This window comes from Burkholderia territorii (assembly GCF_001718335.1).
GTDB classification, from domain to species: Bacteria; Pseudomonadota; Gammaproteobacteria; order Burkholderiales; family Burkholderiaceae; genus Burkholderia; species Burkholderia territorii.
The window spans coordinates 477,461-493,078 of the sequence record NZ_CP013365.1; the positions used below are offsets into that span (position 1 = coordinate 477,461).

The following is a 15,618-nucleotide window of genomic DNA, read 5'->3' on the forward strand; positions in this document are numbered from 1 at the left end:
CTGGTCGAGGAACGGAAACAGGGAAGGAGACGTGTCATGTGTGGCATCGTCGGCGCGGTCGCGCAACGGAACATCGTTCCGGTTCTGATTGAAGGTTTGCGCCGCCTCGAATATCGCGGCTACGATTCATGCGGCGTGGCGACCGTCGTCGACGGCCAGGCGCGCCGCGAGCGCAGCGTGTCGCGCGTTGCAGATCTCGACGCGCACGTGCGCAGCGCCGGGCTGTCCGGCAGCACCGGCATCGCGCACACCCGATGGGCCACGCACGGCGCGCCCGCGACCTGCAATGCGCATCCGATCTTCTCGCGCGACGAAATCGCGCTCGTGCACAACGGCATCATCGAGAATCACGAAACGTTGCGCAGGCAACTTGCCGACGAGCATTACCAGTTCGACGGACAGACCGACACCGAGGTCGTCGCCCATCTGATTCACAGCAAGTATCGCGGCGACTTGCTCGCCGCCGTGCGCGATGCGACGTCGCAGCTGCACGGCGCATACGCGATCGCGGTGTTCAGCAAGCATGAGCCGCAGCGTCTGATCGGCGCGCGGGTCGGCTCGCCGCTCGTCGTCGGCCTGAAGGATGACGAATGTTTTCTCGCATCCGACGCACTCGCGCTCGCCGGCATCACCGATCGCTTCATCTTTCTCGAGGAAGGCGATATCGTCGAATTGACGCCGGGCGGCGTGCGCATCCTCGAACGCGGCGGCACGCCGGTCGAGCGCCCGGTCCAGACCGTGTCGTCGGCGCAGGCCGTGGTCGAGCTCGGGCCTTACCGGCATTTCATGCAGAAGGAAATTTTCGAGCAGCCGCGGGCCGTGGCCGCGACGATTCCGGATGCGGGCTTGTTCGACCCGGCGATATTCGGCCCGGACGCCGCGCGCGCGTTCGAACAGATCGACAATGTGCTGATTCTCGCGTGCGGCACGAGTCACTATTCCGGCCTGACCGCGCGCCGCTGGCTCGAGACGATCGCGCGCCTGCCCGCGCAGGTCGAGATCGCGAGCGAATACCGTTACAGCGACGCGCTTGCGCTGCCGAACACGCTCGTGGTCAGCGTGTCGCAATCCGGCGAGACCGCCGACACGCTCGCCGCGCTCAAGTATGCACAGGCGCTCGGCCACATCGATACGCTGGCGATCTGCAACGTGCCGACCAGCGCGATGATGCGGCAGACGAGCCTGCGGTTCCTGACGCGCGCCGGCCCGGAAATCGGCGTCGCGTCGACCAAGGCGTTCACGACGCAGCTCGTCGCGCTGTTCATCTTGGCCGTGACGCTCGGCCGGCTGCGCGGCTACGTCGACGATGCGCAGCTCGCGCGCTATACGACGCAGTTGCGGCGGCTGCCCGGCGCGCTCGAGGACGTGCTCGCGCTCGAACCGCAGATCGAGCGCTGGGCCGCGGAATTCTCGCGGCACGAAAACGCGCTGTTCCTCGGGCGCGGGCTGCATTACCCGATCGCGCTCGAAGGCGCGCTGAAGCTGAAGGAGATTTCGTATATCCACGCGGAAGCGTATCCGGCCGGCGAGCTGAAGCACGGGCCGCTCGCGCTCGTGACGCACGCGATGCCGGTCGCGACGATCGCGCCGAACGACGCGCTGCTCGAGAAGCTCAAGTCGAACATGCAGGAAGTACGCGCGCGCGGCGGGCAGCTGTACGTATTCGCGGATGCCGATACGCGGATCGACAACGGTGAAGGCGTGTCGGTGTTGCGAATGCCGGATTACTACGGGCTGCTGTCGCCGATACTGCATGTCGTGCCGTTGCAACTGCTTGCGTATCACGCGGCCTGCCTGCGCGGCGCGGATATCGACAAGCCGAGGAATCTCGCGAAATCGGTGACTGTGGAGTGACGGGAAAGGGGCGGTTTCGGAACGGCAGGCCCGAACGAAGTCGAAAAAATCTTCCGCATTCGTGCGAAGATTGACGACCCGTTCCGACCACCGCACCCGAGACCGTCGTGACCCGATCGAACCCCGCGAGCAACCCGCAAGCCGGCCATCCGCCGTGGATGGCCATCGCACTCGCCGAGCTGGGCATTCGCCGCTTCCCGCCCGGCAGCATCAATCCGCGCATCGTCGAATACAACAACCACACGAATCTCGTCGGCTACGACGACAAGATTTCCTGGTGCTCGTCGTTCGTCAACTGGTGCATGACGCATGCCGGCATTCGTGGCACCGGGTCGGCGCTCGCGCGTTCGTGGCTCGACTGGGGGCGGCCGCTGGAGCGTCCGGTGTACGGCTGCATCGCGATCCTGACGCGCGACGACCCCGCGAGCTGGAAGGGGCATGTCGGGTTCTATCTGCGTCACGACGACGAGCATGTGTACCTGTTCGGCGGCAATCAACTCGAAGAGGTGCGCGAACTTGCGTATCCGGCAAGCGAGGTGATCGGATACCGGTGGCCGGACGCGGGCTGATCGCGGCGCACGCGCGGCATCCGGTGCGGGGACGACGGCGCCGCCGTCCAGGGGCGACCGCGGTCAATCCCGCGCGGCGGGGGCCGCGACGGCCACCGCCTGCGCTTCACCTGCCGCATCGTTCCTGCTCCACCCGCCGCCGAGCGACCGATACAACGCGACTGCCGCCAGCGCATGCTCGCGCCTGACCTGATTGAGCGCGTCCGAATCCCGCAAATACACTTCCTGCGCCGACAGCACGTCCAGAAAATCCGTCGCGCCGCCCTTGTAGAGCTGGTTCGCGAGTCCGAGCGCCTTGTCCGACGCGGCAAGCGCGCTGTCGAGCCGGCGCGTCGCTTCATCGCTGCTGACGAGGTTCGCACGCGCGTCCTCGACTTCCCGCAGCGCCTGCAGCATCGTCTGCCGCAACCCGAGCTCGGATTCGCGCATCCGGCTTTCGCTTTGCGTGATGTCGGCGGTGATTCGTCCGGCATTGAAAATCGGGCTCGTCGCACTCAGCGCCGCGCTGAACAGATTGTCGGTCAGCGTCGGCAACCCGAGATACGATGCGGCCAGAATCCCGTCCGTCAGGTTCAGCGAGAACTTCGGATACCGCTCCGCCTTCGCGACGCCGACCTGCGCCGCGCGCCGCTCGACCTGTGCATAAGCGGCGAGCACATCCGGCCGGCGCAGCAGCGCCTGCGACGGCAACGTGGCGGGCGACCCGGCAGGCGGCGCCGGAATCGCGCCGGCCTGCGCAAGCAGGAGCCGGTCGATCGACTCCGGCGTGCGGCCCGAATACACGGCGATCAGGTTGAGCTGATGCGCGATCTGCGCGCGCGTCGGCGGAATCCGCGCTTCGAGCGCATCGAGCTGGTTTTGCGCGCGCGTGACGTCGAGTTCCGTCGACAGCCCGAACGCCTCCCGCTTGCGCGTAAGTTCGAGCGCATGCCGGCGGATCGCCGCGTTGTCCTGCAGGATCGTCAGTTCCTGCTGCGCCCAGCGCAGATCGACATAGGCCGACGCCGCATCGGCCGCGAGCGCGAGCCGCATCGCGTCTTCCGCGTGCTGTTGCCCGACCAGTTCGGCCTGCGCGGCCAGCAGGTCGAGCCGTTCGCCGCCGAATACGTCGGGCGACCAGCTCAGCGCGAGTCCGGCGCCCGCCTGCCGCACATAGCCGAGCGGCGGCGGCGTGTTCTGGCGCGCGTCGGACGCACGGGCGGTCGCGTCGAGTTCCGGCAGCAACACCGCGCGCTTCTGCACGGTCAGCGCCTGCGCCTGCTTCACGCGCTCGGCAGCGGCTTGCAGATCGAGGTTGCCGTCGAGCACGGTCGCGATCAAGCGGTCGAGCACGGGATCGTTGAACTGCGCCCACCACGCGGCGGCGTCGATGTCCGCATGCGGCACGTCGGAGTCCCATGCGGCTGGCGCGAGCGATCGAACTGAATCCTGGAGCGCGGGATGCTGCGCGGGCTGTACCGCGCAGCCGGCGGCGAATGCGCTGACGGCCAGCGCGACGAGTAGCTTTTTCATGATGATGACCTTGGCGTCAGTGCGCGTCCGGCGGCGGCGCGTTCAGGGTGATGGGACGGGAAAACGCGACGGCGACCAGCGCGACCACGAAGCACAGCGACAGCGCGTAGTACGCATCCGCGTAGGTAAGCGTCAGCGCTTCGCGATAGATCAGGCGGTGCAGGTTCGCGAGGCCGGCCTGCGCGGTATCCAGCGTGTTGCCGGCTACCGCGCTCCAGTACGCGGCCTGCCGGTCGAGCAGCGACGCGACCTGCGGTTCGCCGGCGCTCACGTGCTCGTTCAGACGCAGGTAGTGGAAGTTCAGCCGGTCGTTGAGCATCGTCGCGCTCACCGCGATGCCGATCGCGCCGCCGAGGTTGCGCATCAGGTTGAACAGGCCGCTCGCCGATTTCAGCCGCGACTGCGGCAGCGAGCCCAGTGCCATCGTGACGATCGGCGGCACGCTGAACTGCTGGCCGATGCCGCGCAGCGCCTGCGGCAGCAGCAGTTCGCGCCAGCCCCAGTCGTGCGTGATCGGCGTGTACAGGTAGCAGCCGAGGCCGAAGCAGACGAGCCCGAACACGAGCAACGCGCGCATGCTGACGTAGCGCGCGGCGAACGCATACGCGCAGAGCGCGAGCAGCTGGAACGCGCCGACCGACAGCAGCGCGATGCCGATCTGCAGCGAGCTGAACGCACGCACCTGCGCGAGGAACAGCGGTGTCAGGAACACCGTCACGAAGATCCCGATGCCCGTCACGAACGACAGCAGGCTGCCGATCCCGAAGTTGCGCACGGCGAGCGCGCGCAGGTCGACGATCGGGTCCTTCGCGGTCAGCGCATGCACGATGAACAGGAAGCCGCAGATGCCGGAGATCCATGCGCAGATGACGATCGCATCGTCGCTGAACCAGTTCTTGCGCGGGCCTTCCTCCAGCACGTATTCGAGGCAGCCGAGGAAGCCCGACATCAGCGCGATGCCGAGATAGTCGCCGCGTTTGACGAGGCTCAGGTCCGGTTCGTCGATGTGCACGTAGCGCGGCACCAGCGCGGCTACCACGATGCCCGGCACGAGGTTCAGGTAGAACAACCAGTGCCACGACCATTGATCGGTGATCCAGCCGCCGATCACCGGCCCGATCGCCGGCGCGAGCGACGCGAGCGCGCCGATCGTCGTCGACGCAATCAGCCGCTGCTTGCCCGGAAACAGCACGAATGCGGTCGTGAACACGGTCGGGATCATCGCGGCGCCGAGCGCGCCCTGCAGGCCGCGGAACAGGATCATCGAATTGATGTCCCACGCGAGCCCGCACAGCATGCTGGTGATCGTGAAGCCGACGGCCGACGCGACGAACAGCCAGCGCGTCGACATCACCTTCGACAACCAGCCCGACATCGGGATCACGATGATCTCGGCGATCAGGTAGGCCGTCTGCACCCACGACAGCTCGTCCTGGCTCGCGGACAGGCCGCCGCCGATGTCGCGCAGCGACGACGCGACGATCTGGATGTCGAGCGTCGCCATGAAGAAGCCGACGCACATCAGCGCGAACGCGAAGACGCGCTGCTTTGTCGGTTGCGACGCGGGGTCGCCGGAAAACGCGGTGGTCATCGCAGGCTCCCGTTCAGTTCGCGTGGTCGGTGTGCACGGTCACGACCGCGGACAGACCCGGACGCAGCACCTGCTCGATGCCCGGCTGCGGATCGAGATGCACGCGCACCGGCACGCGCTGGACGATCTTCGTGAAGTTGCCGGTCGCGTTCTCGGGCGGCAGCACGCTGAAGGTCGCACCGGTCGCGGGCGCCAGGCTGTCGACGCGGCCGTGCAGGCGCACGTTCGACGCGTCGAGCGCGACGTCGACGCGATCGCCCGCGCGCATCTTGCGCAGCTGGTCTTCCTTGAAGTTCGCGTCGATCCACAGCCCGGACACCGGCACGACCGTCAGCAGCGGCACGCCCACGTTCGCGAGCATCCCGACGCGGCCCGTGCGGTTGCCGACATAACCGTCGACCGGCGAGCGAATCGTCGTGTACTCGACGTTGAGCGCCGCGACGCGTTGCGCGGCGAGCGCCGTGTTCACGCGGGCCCGTGCATCCGCGAGCTGTGCGCCGAGCACGTCGAGCTGCCGCTTCGATGCGAGCAGCGCGGCGTCGCTGCGTGCGACGGCCGCATCGGCCTTCGAATAATCGGCGTCCGCGCGTTCGACGATCTGATTCGACACCGCATCGGATTTCACGAGCTCGCGGTAGCGCACGCGGTCGGACGACGCACGCGTGAGCTCCGCCGACGACGCGTTCCTGTCCGCGGCATGCTGGCCGATCACCGCGTATTGAAGTTGCTGCTTCGCTTCGAGTTCGAGCACCGCGGCGCGCGCGCTGTCGACTTCGGCGCTCGCCTGCGCGAGCTTCGCATCGTAGTCGCGCGCATCGAGCCGCACGAGCACGTCGCCGGCCTTCACGCGCTGGTTGTCGGTCACGAGAATCCTGTCGACGAAGCCGCTCACCTTCGGCGCGAGCACCGTGACGTCACCGCCGACGTACGCATCGTCGGTGCTTTCCTGGAAGCGCAGCACGAACAGCCAGTCGAGCGCCGCGGCCGCGACCACGACGACGACGGCGCCCACCGCGATCCGCATCCACGGCACGCGGCGTCGCTGCGCCGCTGGCCGGTCTGTCGTGGCTGCCTCACGCGAGGCAGCGGTTTGGGTCGTTTCCATCGAATCACCTATGTATATGCACTTATTGAAACGACCGACGACGCGTCGCCGATCGGGGAAAGGCACGTTTGCGAACCCGTTGTCGACGGGAAGGGCGCCTAGCGTTCCGGAAGGTTGTGGGTAATCCGGAACAATTCGTCTCTGAGGCGGGCGGCCTGCGCCGACCCGAACCGCTGCTCGAACGCTTCCTGCGCGGCGAGCCAGTGCACTTGCGCGTCGGCGATCTTCGTCTCGCCGAGCGCGGTCAGCGCGAACGTCTGGCGGCGGCAACGCGGCTCGATCCGGCCCGCGACCAGCGCCGCGCCGACCAGCGGCTTGAGCGCGCGCAACAACGCGGTGCGCTCGATCACCAGCATCGCCGACAGCGTCGCCATCGTCTGGCCCGGGCGCTCCCGCAGCAGCGCGAGAATGCTGTACTGCGACGGGGTGACGCCCGCCCGCGACAGGTAGCGCTCGTAGAACTGCGAGATTCGCCGGGCGGCTTGCCGGACCGCGAAGCAATCGTCATCGGTAAGCGTCGTCTTGTGCATGTGCACATGTTAGGCGGCGGAGCGGCCCGAAGCGAGGGGCAGGACGGGATCAGATTGGTGCCGTGGCTGTACCAATCGACGATGGAACGGCGCGCTTTCGCGCTGGATCACGCAGCGGCCGGAACAATCCCGCCTTCGCGGTCGGCGTATGCGGCCGTGTAGTCGATGAACGCCTTGACCTTCGCCGGCATCAGCGCGCGGTTCGCGTAAGCGAGCTTGATCTCCACGAACGCGTCGACGAGGTCGGCGCCGTCGAGCAACTGCACGAGCGCGCCCGACGCGAGCTCGGCTTCGACGAGCGTTCTCGGTACGACACCGATGCCGAAGTCGTGCATCACCATTTCGCGGTTGAAGACGGGGCTGTTCGACGAGATGTCGAAGGTCAACGGCACGGTCAGTATGTCGCCGTCGACGCGGAACGACAGCGCGGGCCGGCGCAGCGACGGCGACATCGGCACGAACGCATGACCGGCGAGGTCGGCCGGCGTGTCGGGCCGCGGATGCGCGCGCAAATACGCGGGCGTCGCGACGATCACCACCGGAATGCGCTCGATCAGGCGCACGACGGTCGTCTCGTTCGTCAGCATGTACGGCACGATGATGCCGATGTCGTAGCCTTCGCCGACGAGGTCGACCGGGCGCTCGGTCAGCGTGACGTCGAGGCGCACCTTCGGATACGCGGCCTTGAATCCGGCGATCAGCGGCACCAGCCGGTTCAGCGCGGCCGTCGTGTGCGCGACGAGGCGCAGCAGCCCCTCGGGCTCGCGCGTGTGCGACTGCGCCTGCGCCTCCAGCGAGTCGAGTTCGTCGAGCACCGCCGCGCAACGCTCGTAGATGCGCTCGGCGGTTTCGGTCAGCGAGACCTGGCGTGTGGTCCGGTGCAGCAGGCGACTGCCGAAGCGCGCCTCCAGATCCGCGACCGCCCGCGACACGACCGGCCGCGCGAGGCCGTGCATGTCGGCGGCGCGCGTGAAGCTGCGCATTTCCACCACCGACCGGAAGATCCGCAGCTTGTCGATGTAGTCCATGTCCGTCTCCTCGAGGCGATGGCGGGGCGCTGATGCACGCGGCCGACCCGGCCATGTTACGGCGGAGTGTACATTGACTTTATGCATATGCACATATAAATTGCCGTTCATGAACGATATCCAGATCTCCCAGGCCTGCAATTGCCTCGCGCTGCGCCAGGCAGCGCGTTTCGTCACGCAACTTTACGAGCGGCATCTGGCCCCGGCGGGCGTCACGCCCGCGCAGTTCTCGATCATGGCGAACCTGTCGCGTCGGCCGGGCCTGTTGATGAGCGAGCTCGCCGACACGCTGGTGATGGATCGCACGACGCTGTTGCGCGCGCTGAAGCCGCTGCAGCGCGACGGGTTCGTTGCCGCGACCGCGTCGGAGCATGACGCGCGCGCCCATGCGCTTAGCTTGACGAAGCTCGGCGAGCGCACCTACGCGCAGGCGAAAGTCGCGTGGCAGGCCGCGCAGGACGAGTTCGAGACGCAGTTCGGCCGCGACCGCGCGAAGGCGCTGCGCGACGAGCTGTTCAGCGTCACGGCGCAGCGCTAGGCGCGACGCGCGGTAGTATGACAAAAGCGATCCGGATCCACCGGACGAGACACGAGGAGCACCCTCCATGCTGCAGTTGAGCGAGCGCGACGACGCGATGTTGCGCGGCGCATTCGGCGATGGCGTCGCGCGCGCGATGCGAATCGTCGCGCGCACGGCCGACGTCATGTCGGCGCCGCATCTGATCGACATCACGTCCGCGCATATCGACGGCTGTCTTTACCACGGCCGAACCAGCCTCGACTTCGTCGAATATTTCGTCGACACCGGCGCGCGGGTCGCCGTGCCGACCACGCTGAACGTCGGGTCGCTCGACCTGATCCATCCCGAGCTGTATCACGGCGACCGCACGATCCAGCGCGACGCGCAACGTCTGATGGATGCGCACCTGCAGCTCGGCTGCGAGTCGAGCTTCACATGCGCGCCGTATCAGCTGAAGAATCGTCCGCGCGTGGGCGAGCAGATCGCGTGGGCCGAATCCAATGCGATCGTGTTCGCCAATTCGGTGCTCGGCGCGCGCACGAGCCGCTACGGCGACTTTCTCGACCTGGCCGCCGCGATCACCGGACGCGCGCCGTACGCGGGGCTGCACGTCGAATCGAATCGTGCGGCGCGGATCGTGTTCAACGCGCCGGACTTCGGCGGCCGGCCGTCGCGCGACATCTATTTCGCGGCGCTCGGGTTGCTGATCGGCCGGATCGCGGGCGCGACCGTGCCGGCAATCGTCGGATTGCCGGCGGACACCACCGAGGACGAGCTCAAGGCGCTCGGCGCAGCCGCCGCCTCGAGCGGGGCCGTCGCGCTGTTCCATGCGGTCGGCGTGACGCCCGAGGCGCCGACGCTCGACGCCGCGTTGCACGGGCAGGCGGCGCAGCGCACCGTCGACGTCTCGATGGCGGATCTCGACGAGATCCGCCGCACGTTGAACCACGGCGCGGCCGGCGATGCGCTCGTCGCGGTCGCGCTCGGCACGCCGCATTTCTCGCTGGCCGAATTCCGCACGCTCGACGCGCTGCTCGACCAGTTCGACGGCAAGCCGAAGTGCGATTTCTACGTGAACACGAGCCGCTTCATCCTGTGGGAGCTGGGCGAGCTCGGGCTTGCCAGCAAGTTCGATGCGCGCGGCATCCAGATCGTCGTCGACACGTGCACGTACATCACGCCGGTGATGAAACAGCTGTCGGGCCTGGTGATGACGAACTCGGGGAAGTGGGCATCGTATGCGCCCGCGAATATAGGCGTCACCGTGGCGTACGGCAGCATGCGCGAGTGCGTGCGTTCCGCATTCGAAGGAAAGGTGCGATTCGATGACTGAAGCAATGGCGAGAAAGCTGACGGGCGACACGCTCGTGCCGGGCAGCGCATGTGCGCAGACGATCGTGCTCGACAAGCCGCTCAGCTTCTGGGGCGGCTACGATTCGGGCGCGGGGCGGATCGTCGATCGCGGGCATCCGCAGGCGGGCGCGAGCCTGGCCGGCCGGATCATGGTGATGCCGCATGCGAAGGGCTCGAGCTCGAGCAGCAGCGTGCTCGCGGAAGCCGTGCGCAACGGCACGGGGCCGGTCGGGATCGTACTGAAGGAGCGCGACCTGATCATCTCGATCGGCGCGATCGTCGCGGCCGAGCTGTATGCGATCGCGGTGCCGGTGGTGTGTGTGACTGATCAGGTGTACGACGCGATCATCGCCGCGACGGGCGACGTGCGGATCGACGCTGGCGCGGGCGACGGCGGCGCGTGGATCGATGTCGGCGGCTGACGTGTCGTGTGCTCGCCGCGTTTGACGAAGCGAAGGTGCGGTACGTCTTCGTTCGCGAGCGACAGCGCGCTCCGGCGACATGCATGTCGCGCTTGCCGCCGGATTATCCGGGCCGCCGGATTTCGGGCCACGGAATCTGACTGAATGCCGAAGGCCGGATCTTGCCCGGTACGAAGCGGCCGATCGTGGTTCCGTCGAATGATGAAACACCAACCGGGCGCGTCGTGTCGTCCGCCTTTTCCGGTCATTCGTGCGTCGTATCACCGCCTGACGCTTCCCGATAAGCGCTCGGCGTCTGCCCGGCCCAGCGCCGGAACGCGCGCGTGAAATTGGCCGGGTCGGTGAACTGCAGCCGCTCGGCGATCGTCTTCAGGTCGAGGTCCGATGCCGACAACAACTGCTTCGCATCGCGAAACCGCGCTTCGTCGAGCAGTTGCCGGTAGCTCGACCCGGCTTCCTCGAGCCGGCGCCGCAACGTGCGCGTCGACACGAGCAGCGCGTCGGCGAGTGCCTCCGGACTGGAATAGTTGCCGGCCGTTCGCGCCAGTTCCGCGCGCACGCGCTCGACGAGATCGCCTTCATCCTGACGCACCTGCGCATACTCGCGCTCGACCTGCACGAGCGCTTGCCGGTGCGCGACTTCGTCGGCGAGCGGCAGCGGCCAGTCCAGCACGTCGTGCGCAATCCACAGCGCATTCGCCGCGCAGCCGAATTCCACCGGCGGCAACTGATCGCGATAACGCGCGAAGTAATCCGGCTCCTGCCACGCGAAGCGCAGCGCGATTGGCGGCGACGCGCGCCCGGACCACTGCGAGATGTTCTGCGCAAGCCCCGTCAGCACGAACTCGAACATCACGTGATGCTGCAGCACCGGGCTCGCCTGCACGCCGTGCAGTTCGAGCGTCGCGCCGCGTTCGTCCTCCGCGTAGGTCAGTCGATACTGGCGGTTGCGCATCCGGAAGTAGCGCTGCGTGACGACCAGTGCTTCGCGGATGTCCCGCGCGGTCAGCGTCGCATAACCGAGGAAGCCGTGCACGGTCGGCTTCAGCAGCAGCCCGAACGCGAGCCCGATGCCCGGATCGCCGCCGATCTCGATCGCATTGAGCACGAGCCGCCCCCATTGCGACGGCGCGACACGCGCGTCCGGCTCGGCCAACACGGCATCGCGCAGCCCGGTGCCCGCGCGCACGGCGGCCGGATCGATGCCGCGTGCGGCCAGCGCCTGCAGCAGCAGGCGCGTATAGGCGACCGGAATCGTCGGCCGGCGTAGCCCGAGGTGGTCCTTGCGTGACGGGGAAGTCATGTCGATTTGGCCGGAAATGACAAGCATTATGGCTGTTTGCCCCCTCACGTTCAAGGTGGCGCGCGGCCTACGATGACGCTCATCGCTAACCGGCAGAATCATCATGACGATCTCCTTTCCCCACCTGCTCGCGCCGCTCGATCTCGGCTTCACCACGCTGAAGAATCGGGTGCTGATGGGCTCGATGCACACGGGCCTCGAGGACAGCCGCAAGACGCTGCCGCGGCTCGCCGAGTATTTCGCCGAACGCGCGCGCGGCGGCGTCGGCCTGATCGTGACCGGCGGCTTCGCGCCGAACGTGGCCGGCTGGACCAAGCCGTTCGGCGGCACGCTGATGACGTCGGCCGGCGCTCGGCGCCATCGCGTGATTACCGACGCCGTGCATGCCGACGACGGCAAGATCGCGCTGCAGATCCTGCATACCGGCCGTTACGGCTACCACCCGTTCGCGGTTGCGCCGTCGAAGATCAAGTCGCCGATCTCGCCGTTCGCGCCGCACGAACTCAGCGCGCGCGGCGTCGAGCGGCAGATCCGCGCATTCGTCCGCTGCGCGCAACTCGCGCGCGAGGCCGGCTACGACGGCGTCGAGATCATGGGCTCCGAGGGCTACCTCATCAACCAGTTCATCTCGATGCATACGAACAAGCGCGACGACCAGTGGGGCGGTTCGTACGAAAACCGGATCCGCCTGCCGATCGAGATCGTCGAACGCACGCGCGAGGCGGTCGGGCGCGACTTCATCCTGATCTACCGGCTGTCGATGCTCGACCTGATTCCCGACGGCAGCGACTGGAGCGAGACCGTGCAGCTCGCGAAGGCCGTCGAACGCGCGGGCGCGACCATCATCAATACCGGGATCGGCTGGCACGAGGCGCGCGTGCCGACGATTGCGACGTCGGTGCCGCGCGGCGCGTTCGCGTGGGTGACGAAGAAGATGAAGGGCGAGGTCGGCATCCCGCTCGTGACGACCAACCGGATCAACCGGCCCGAGGTGGCCGAGCAGATTCTCGCGGACGGCTGTGCGGACATGGTGTCGATGGCGCGCCCGCTGCTTGCGGATGCCGAGTTCGTCGTCAAGGCCGCGCAGGGCCGGGCAGACGAGATCAACACCTGCATCGGCTGCAATCAGGCGTGTCTCGACCACGCGTTCAAGAACAAGATCGCGTCATGCCTGCTGAACCCGCGCGCGTGCCACGAGACCGAGCTGACCTATGTGCGCGTGCAGCAGCCGAAGCGCATCGCGGTGGTCGGCGCGGGGCCGGCCGGGCTCGCGTGCTCGACGGTGCTCGCGCAGCGCGGCCACCACGTCGACTTGTTCGACGCCGCGGCGGAGATCGGCGGCCAGTTCAACATGGCGAAGCGGATTCCGGGCAAGGAGGAGTTCCACGAAGCGCTGCGTTATTTCGGCCGGCAGGTCGAGTTGACCGGCGTGAACCTGCACCTGAACCGCCGCGTCGATGCGAGCGAGCTGATCGCGGGCGGCTACGACGAGATCGTGCTGGCGACCGGCGTGGCGCCGCGCGACCCGAAGATTCCCGGCCAGGACGGGCCGAACGTGCTCAGCTACATCGACGTGCTGGCCGGCGGGCAGCCGGTTGGACGGCGTGTCGCGGTGGTCGGCGCAGGTGGCATCGGCTTCGACGTCGCCGAATATCTGGTGCAGGGCGGCGAGTCGCCCACGCTCGATCTGGAGGAGTGGAAAGCCGAGTGGGGCGTGACCGATCCGGCCGCGACGCGCGGCGGCGTGACGCGCGCGCAGGTCGCCGCGCCCGCCCGCGAAGTGACGCTGCTGCAGCGCAAGGCCGCGCCGCTCGGCAAGGGGCTCGGCAAGACGACTGGCTGGATTCACCGCGCGACGCTGAAGATGAAGCAGGTGAAGATGATCGGCGGCGTGAATTACGAACAGATCGATGCGCGCGGGCTGCACGTGTCGTACGGCGAGCAGCGCACCGATCATGAGTTGATCGAAGTCGACACGATCGTGCTGTGCACCGGGCAGGAGCCGCAGCGCGCGCTGCTGGAACCGTTGCAGGCAGCCGGCCGCTCGGTGCATCTGATCGGCGGCGCGGAACTGGCGGCCGAGCTCGATGCGAAGCGTGCGATCGATCAGGGCTCGCGGCTCGCGGCGCGGCTGTAACGAGCGTCGTTCCGGGTGGCGAAGGCGGCGTGCATCGCGCGGCGGTGGTCTGCCCGCGCGACGGCTCGCGACTTCCCGCCTGATGATTCGCGCGACATGCCGGCGCATGCGGGCGACCGTGAAGGAATGCGGCGCGTCGCCATGCAACATGGCGACGCGATACCGGCAGGACGCCATGCGCCACCGGCGGCGTACGTCAGGCCGCCTCGGCCCGTTCTTCCTCTTCCGCTTCCAGCATCGCCTTGACGATCAGGTAGACGGCCGGCAGGTCGTCGTCGTCGCGACGCCAGTCGACCGGCTCTTCGACATCCGCCGCGACGAGCCGGCTGTCACGCAGGCGGATGAACGCGTCGACGACCCTCGGATCGTTCCGGCTCAGGAAGCCGGCATTGGAGAACGCGAGTTCCTCGACGTTCAGCAATGCCTGCCAGGACATCGTGCGGGCGGCGGCCGGATGGGTGCGGCGGCGCAGGCCGAGCGCGCGTTGGGCGGGGCCGCCGACGACACGCTGCAGATCGATGACCGCCCGCTGCGCGGCACGCTCGAAGTGGACGGGGTTGAAGCCGGGTTGCTCGGGATCGAATGCGGATGACTGGAACATGGTCGCCTCACAAAAGTCCGTCCGTCGTGGATGACGGAATTCGGGTCAAATGGTGCAAAAGCACTGTAAATATATACAGTGTCCGAGGCGGTTTCAAGTCCTGAATGCATGTGTGCCCGGCGGCACCGCGTCCCGCACGGCATTCGCGAACGGCTTACACCGACGCCGCGATCGTCTCCCGTAGCCACCGATGCGCCGGATCGCGGTGCACGCGCTCGTGCCACAGCATCGACATTTCATAGCCGGGCACATGGACGGGCGCTTCCACCACGCGCAACGCGGGCGAACCGCGCACGAGGCGCTCGGGCAACATCGCGACGAGATCCGTGCTGGCGACGGCCGACCTTACGAACAGGAAATGCGGAACCGACAGCACGACGCGTCGTACGGCGCCTGCTTTCGCGAGTGCCTCGTCCGTTACGCCGACGAAGCCGCCGCCGTCGGGCGACACGATCACGTGTTCCAGCGCGCCGAACTGTGCGAGCGTGGGGCGCCGCTTGAGCTTCGGATGACCGGCGCGGCCGACGAGCACGTAGCGCTCGACGAACAGCGGCAGGCGCCGCATCCCTTCCGGCGAACCTTCCGTCGTGTGGAAGGCCAGGTCGATACCGTTGCGCTCCGCATCGTGTTCGATGCGCGGCGGCACGAGCTCGACCACGGCAAGGCGCGTCGCCGGGGCGGCCGCGCGCAGCGTGTTCAACGCGGGCATCACGATCGTCGATTCGCCATAGTCGGTCGCGGCCACGCGCCATGTATTCGTCGCGGTTGCCGGATCGAACGGCGTGGCTGTCAGCACCGCGCGTTCGAGAACGTCGAGTGCGTCCCGCAGCGGCTCGCGCAGCGTTTCCGCGCGCGCGGTCGGCCGCATGCCGCGCGGCCCCGGCAGCAACAGCGGATCGCCGAACAGATCGCGCAGTTTCTGCAACTGCACGCTGACCGACGGCTGCGACATGTTGAGTTTTTCGGCTGCCCGCGTGACGTTGTGCTCGGCGAGCAGCACGTCGAGCGTGACCAGCAGGTTCAGATCCAGTCGTCTGAGATTATTCACGGCTATACCTGAAATATTGGAAATTCATTTCCAATATACCGTCGG

At 67.5% G+C, this 15,618-nt stretch carries 14 protein-coding genes; 6 read left to right on the forward strand and 8 right to left on the reverse strand.

Annotation, left to right across the window (positions count from 1 at the left end; translation table 11 throughout):
- Positions 1 to 36: 36 nt before the first annotated feature.
- Both glmS and WS51_RS02245 read left to right on the forward strand, forming a co-directional pair.
- Complete coding sequence (glmS, locus tag WS51_RS02240) at positions 37 to 1,854, forward strand: glutamine--fructose-6-phosphate transaminase (isomerizing) (RefSeq protein WP_069228537.1); 1,818 nt, start codon at positions 37 to 39, stop codon at positions 1,852 to 1,854.
- A gap of 158 nt (positions 1,855 to 2,012) precedes the next feature.
- Entirely contained in the window at positions 2,013 to 2,423 is a 411-nt protein-coding gene (locus WS51_RS02245) for an NlpC/P60 family protein (RefSeq protein WP_059448824.1), read from the forward strand.
- A 63-nt stretch (positions 2,424 to 2,486) separates the two neighbouring features.
- Here the strand turns inward: WS51_RS02245 and WS51_RS02250 are convergent, their stop codons facing one another.
- From WS51_RS02250 to WS51_RS02270, 5 genes are all read right to left on the reverse strand, one after another.
- The gene (locus WS51_RS02250; protein WP_069228538.1) at positions 2,487 to 3,935 is read right to left on the reverse strand and encodes an efflux transporter outer membrane subunit; all 1,449 of its coding nucleotides are present in this window, start codon (positions 3,933 to 3,935) and stop codon (positions 2,487 to 2,489) included.
- A gap of 16 nt (positions 3,936 to 3,951) precedes the next feature.
- Positions 3,952 to 5,526 carry a DHA2 family efflux MFS transporter permease subunit gene (locus tag WS51_RS02255; protein ID WP_059448796.1) on the reverse strand — a complete coding sequence of 525 codons (1,575 nt, stop codon included), beginning with the start codon at positions 5,524 to 5,526 and terminating at the stop codon, positions 3,952 to 3,954.
- A 13-nt stretch (positions 5,527 to 5,539) separates the two neighbouring features.
- A complete protein-coding gene (locus WS51_RS02260; protein WP_060348054.1) occupies positions 5,540 to 6,631 on the reverse strand; it encodes an HlyD family secretion protein in 1,092 nt (363 codons plus the stop codon).
- 98 nt (positions 6,632 to 6,729) lie between these two features.
- Entirely contained in the window at positions 6,730 to 7,161 is a 432-nt protein-coding gene (locus tag WS51_RS02265) for a MarR family winged helix-turn-helix transcriptional regulator (RefSeq protein WP_059503719.1), read from the reverse strand.
- Positions 7,162 to 7,268: 107 nt separating this feature from the next.
- Complete coding sequence (locus tag WS51_RS02270; protein WP_059542794.1) at positions 7,269 to 8,189, reverse strand: LysR family transcriptional regulator; 921 nt, start codon at positions 8,187 to 8,189, stop codon at positions 7,269 to 7,271.
- Between the two features lie 109 nt (positions 8,190 to 8,298).
- Between WS51_RS02270 and WS51_RS02275 the strand changes: the two genes are divergently transcribed.
- The 3 genes from WS51_RS02275 (at position 8,299) to WS51_RS02285 (ending at position 10,484) form a co-directional block, all read left to right on the forward strand.
- Entirely contained in the window at positions 8,299 to 8,727 is a 429-nt protein-coding gene (locus WS51_RS02275) for a MarR family winged helix-turn-helix transcriptional regulator (protein WP_060021941.1), read from the forward strand.
- 67 nt (positions 8,728 to 8,794) lie between these two features.
- Positions 8,795 to 10,042 carry an aconitase X gene (locus tag WS51_RS02280; protein ID WP_059503712.1) on the forward strand — a complete coding sequence of 416 codons (1,248 nt, stop codon included), beginning with the start codon at positions 8,795 to 8,797 and terminating at the stop codon, positions 10,040 to 10,042.
- Positions 10,035 to 10,484, forward strand: coding sequence for an aconitase X swivel domain-containing protein (locus WS51_RS02285; protein WP_060338324.1), 450 nt, complete (start codon positions 10,035 to 10,037; stop codon positions 10,482 to 10,484). Before WS51_RS02280 ends, WS51_RS02285 begins: the two co-directional genes overlap by 8 nt.
- 244 nt (positions 10,485 to 10,728) lie before the next feature.
- Here the strand turns inward: WS51_RS02285 and WS51_RS02290 are convergent, their stop codons facing one another.
- Entirely contained in the window at positions 10,729 to 11,814 is a 1,086-nt protein-coding gene (locus tag WS51_RS02290) for an AraC family transcriptional regulator (protein ID WP_069228539.1), read from the reverse strand.
- Positions 11,815 to 11,890: 76 nt separating this feature from the next.
- Between WS51_RS02290 and WS51_RS02295 the strand changes: the two genes are divergently transcribed.
- Positions 11,891 to 13,924: an NADPH-dependent 2,4-dienoyl-CoA reductase gene (locus tag WS51_RS02295; RefSeq protein WP_069228540.1), complete on the forward strand. Its 2,034-nt coding sequence runs from the start codon at positions 11,891 to 11,893 to the stop codon at positions 13,922 to 13,924.
- 196 nt (positions 13,925 to 14,120) lie between these two features.
- Here WS51_RS02295 and WS51_RS02300 read toward each other — a convergent pair whose 3' ends face one another.
- Together WS51_RS02300 and WS51_RS02305 are read right to left on the reverse strand one after the other, a co-directional pair.
- Positions 14,121 to 14,525, reverse strand: coding sequence for a DUF2471 family protein (locus WS51_RS02300; protein WP_059448787.1), 405 nt, complete (start codon positions 14,523 to 14,525; stop codon positions 14,121 to 14,123).
- A gap of 154 nt (positions 14,526 to 14,679) precedes the next feature.
- Positions 14,680 to 15,573 carry a LysR family transcriptional regulator gene (locus WS51_RS02305; protein WP_069228541.1) on the reverse strand — a complete coding sequence of 298 codons (894 nt, stop codon included), beginning with the start codon at positions 15,571 to 15,573 and terminating at the stop codon, positions 14,680 to 14,682.
- Positions 15,574 to 15,618 lie beyond the last annotated feature (45 nt).

What these genes read in the sequence shown, in the direction of transcription:
- glmS (WP_069228537.1), top strand. Translation starts at nt 37, where the DNA reads ATGTGTGGCATCGTCGGCGCGGTCGCGCAACGGAACATCGTTCCGGTT.
- WS51_RS02245 (WP_059448824.1), top strand. Translation starts at nt 2,013, where the DNA reads ATGGCCATCGCACTCGCCGAGCTGGGCATTCGCCGCTTCCCGCCCGGC.
- WS51_RS02250 (WP_069228538.1), bottom strand. Translation starts at nt 3,935, where the DNA reads ATGAAAAAGCTACTCGTCGCGCTGGCCGTCAGCGCATTCGCCGCCGGC.
- WS51_RS02255 (WP_059448796.1), bottom strand. Translation starts at nt 5,526, where the DNA reads ATGACCACCGCGTTTTCCGGCGACCCCGCGTCGCAACCGACAAAGCAG.
- WS51_RS02260 (WP_060348054.1), bottom strand. Translation starts at nt 6,631, where the DNA reads ATGGAAACGACCCAAACCGCTGCCTCGCGTGAGGCAGCCACGACAGAC.
- WS51_RS02265 (WP_059503719.1), bottom strand. Translation starts at nt 7,161, where the DNA reads ATGCACAAGACGACGCTTACCGATGACGATTGCTTCGCGGTCCGGCAA.
- WS51_RS02270 (WP_059542794.1), bottom strand. Translation starts at nt 8,189, where the DNA reads ATGGACTACATCGACAAGCTGCGGATCTTCCGGTCGGTGGTGGAAATG.
- WS51_RS02275 (WP_060021941.1), top strand. Translation starts at nt 8,299, where the DNA reads ATGAACGATATCCAGATCTCCCAGGCCTGCAATTGCCTCGCGCTGCGC.
- WS51_RS02280 (WP_059503712.1), top strand. Translation starts at nt 8,795, where the DNA reads ATGCTGCAGTTGAGCGAGCGCGACGACGCGATGTTGCGCGGCGCATTC.
- WS51_RS02285 (WP_060338324.1), top strand. Translation starts at nt 10,035, where the DNA reads ATGACTGAAGCAATGGCGAGAAAGCTGACGGGCGACACGCTCGTGCCG.
- WS51_RS02290 (WP_069228539.1), bottom strand. Translation starts at nt 11,814, where the DNA reads ATGCTTGTCATTTCCGGCCAAATCGACATGACTTCCCCGTCACGCAAG.
- WS51_RS02295 (WP_069228540.1), top strand. Translation starts at nt 11,891, where the DNA reads ATGACGATCTCCTTTCCCCACCTGCTCGCGCCGCTCGATCTCGGCTTC.
- WS51_RS02300 (WP_059448787.1), bottom strand. Translation starts at nt 14,525, where the DNA reads ATGTTCCAGTCATCCGCATTCGATCCCGAGCAACCCGGCTTCAACCCC.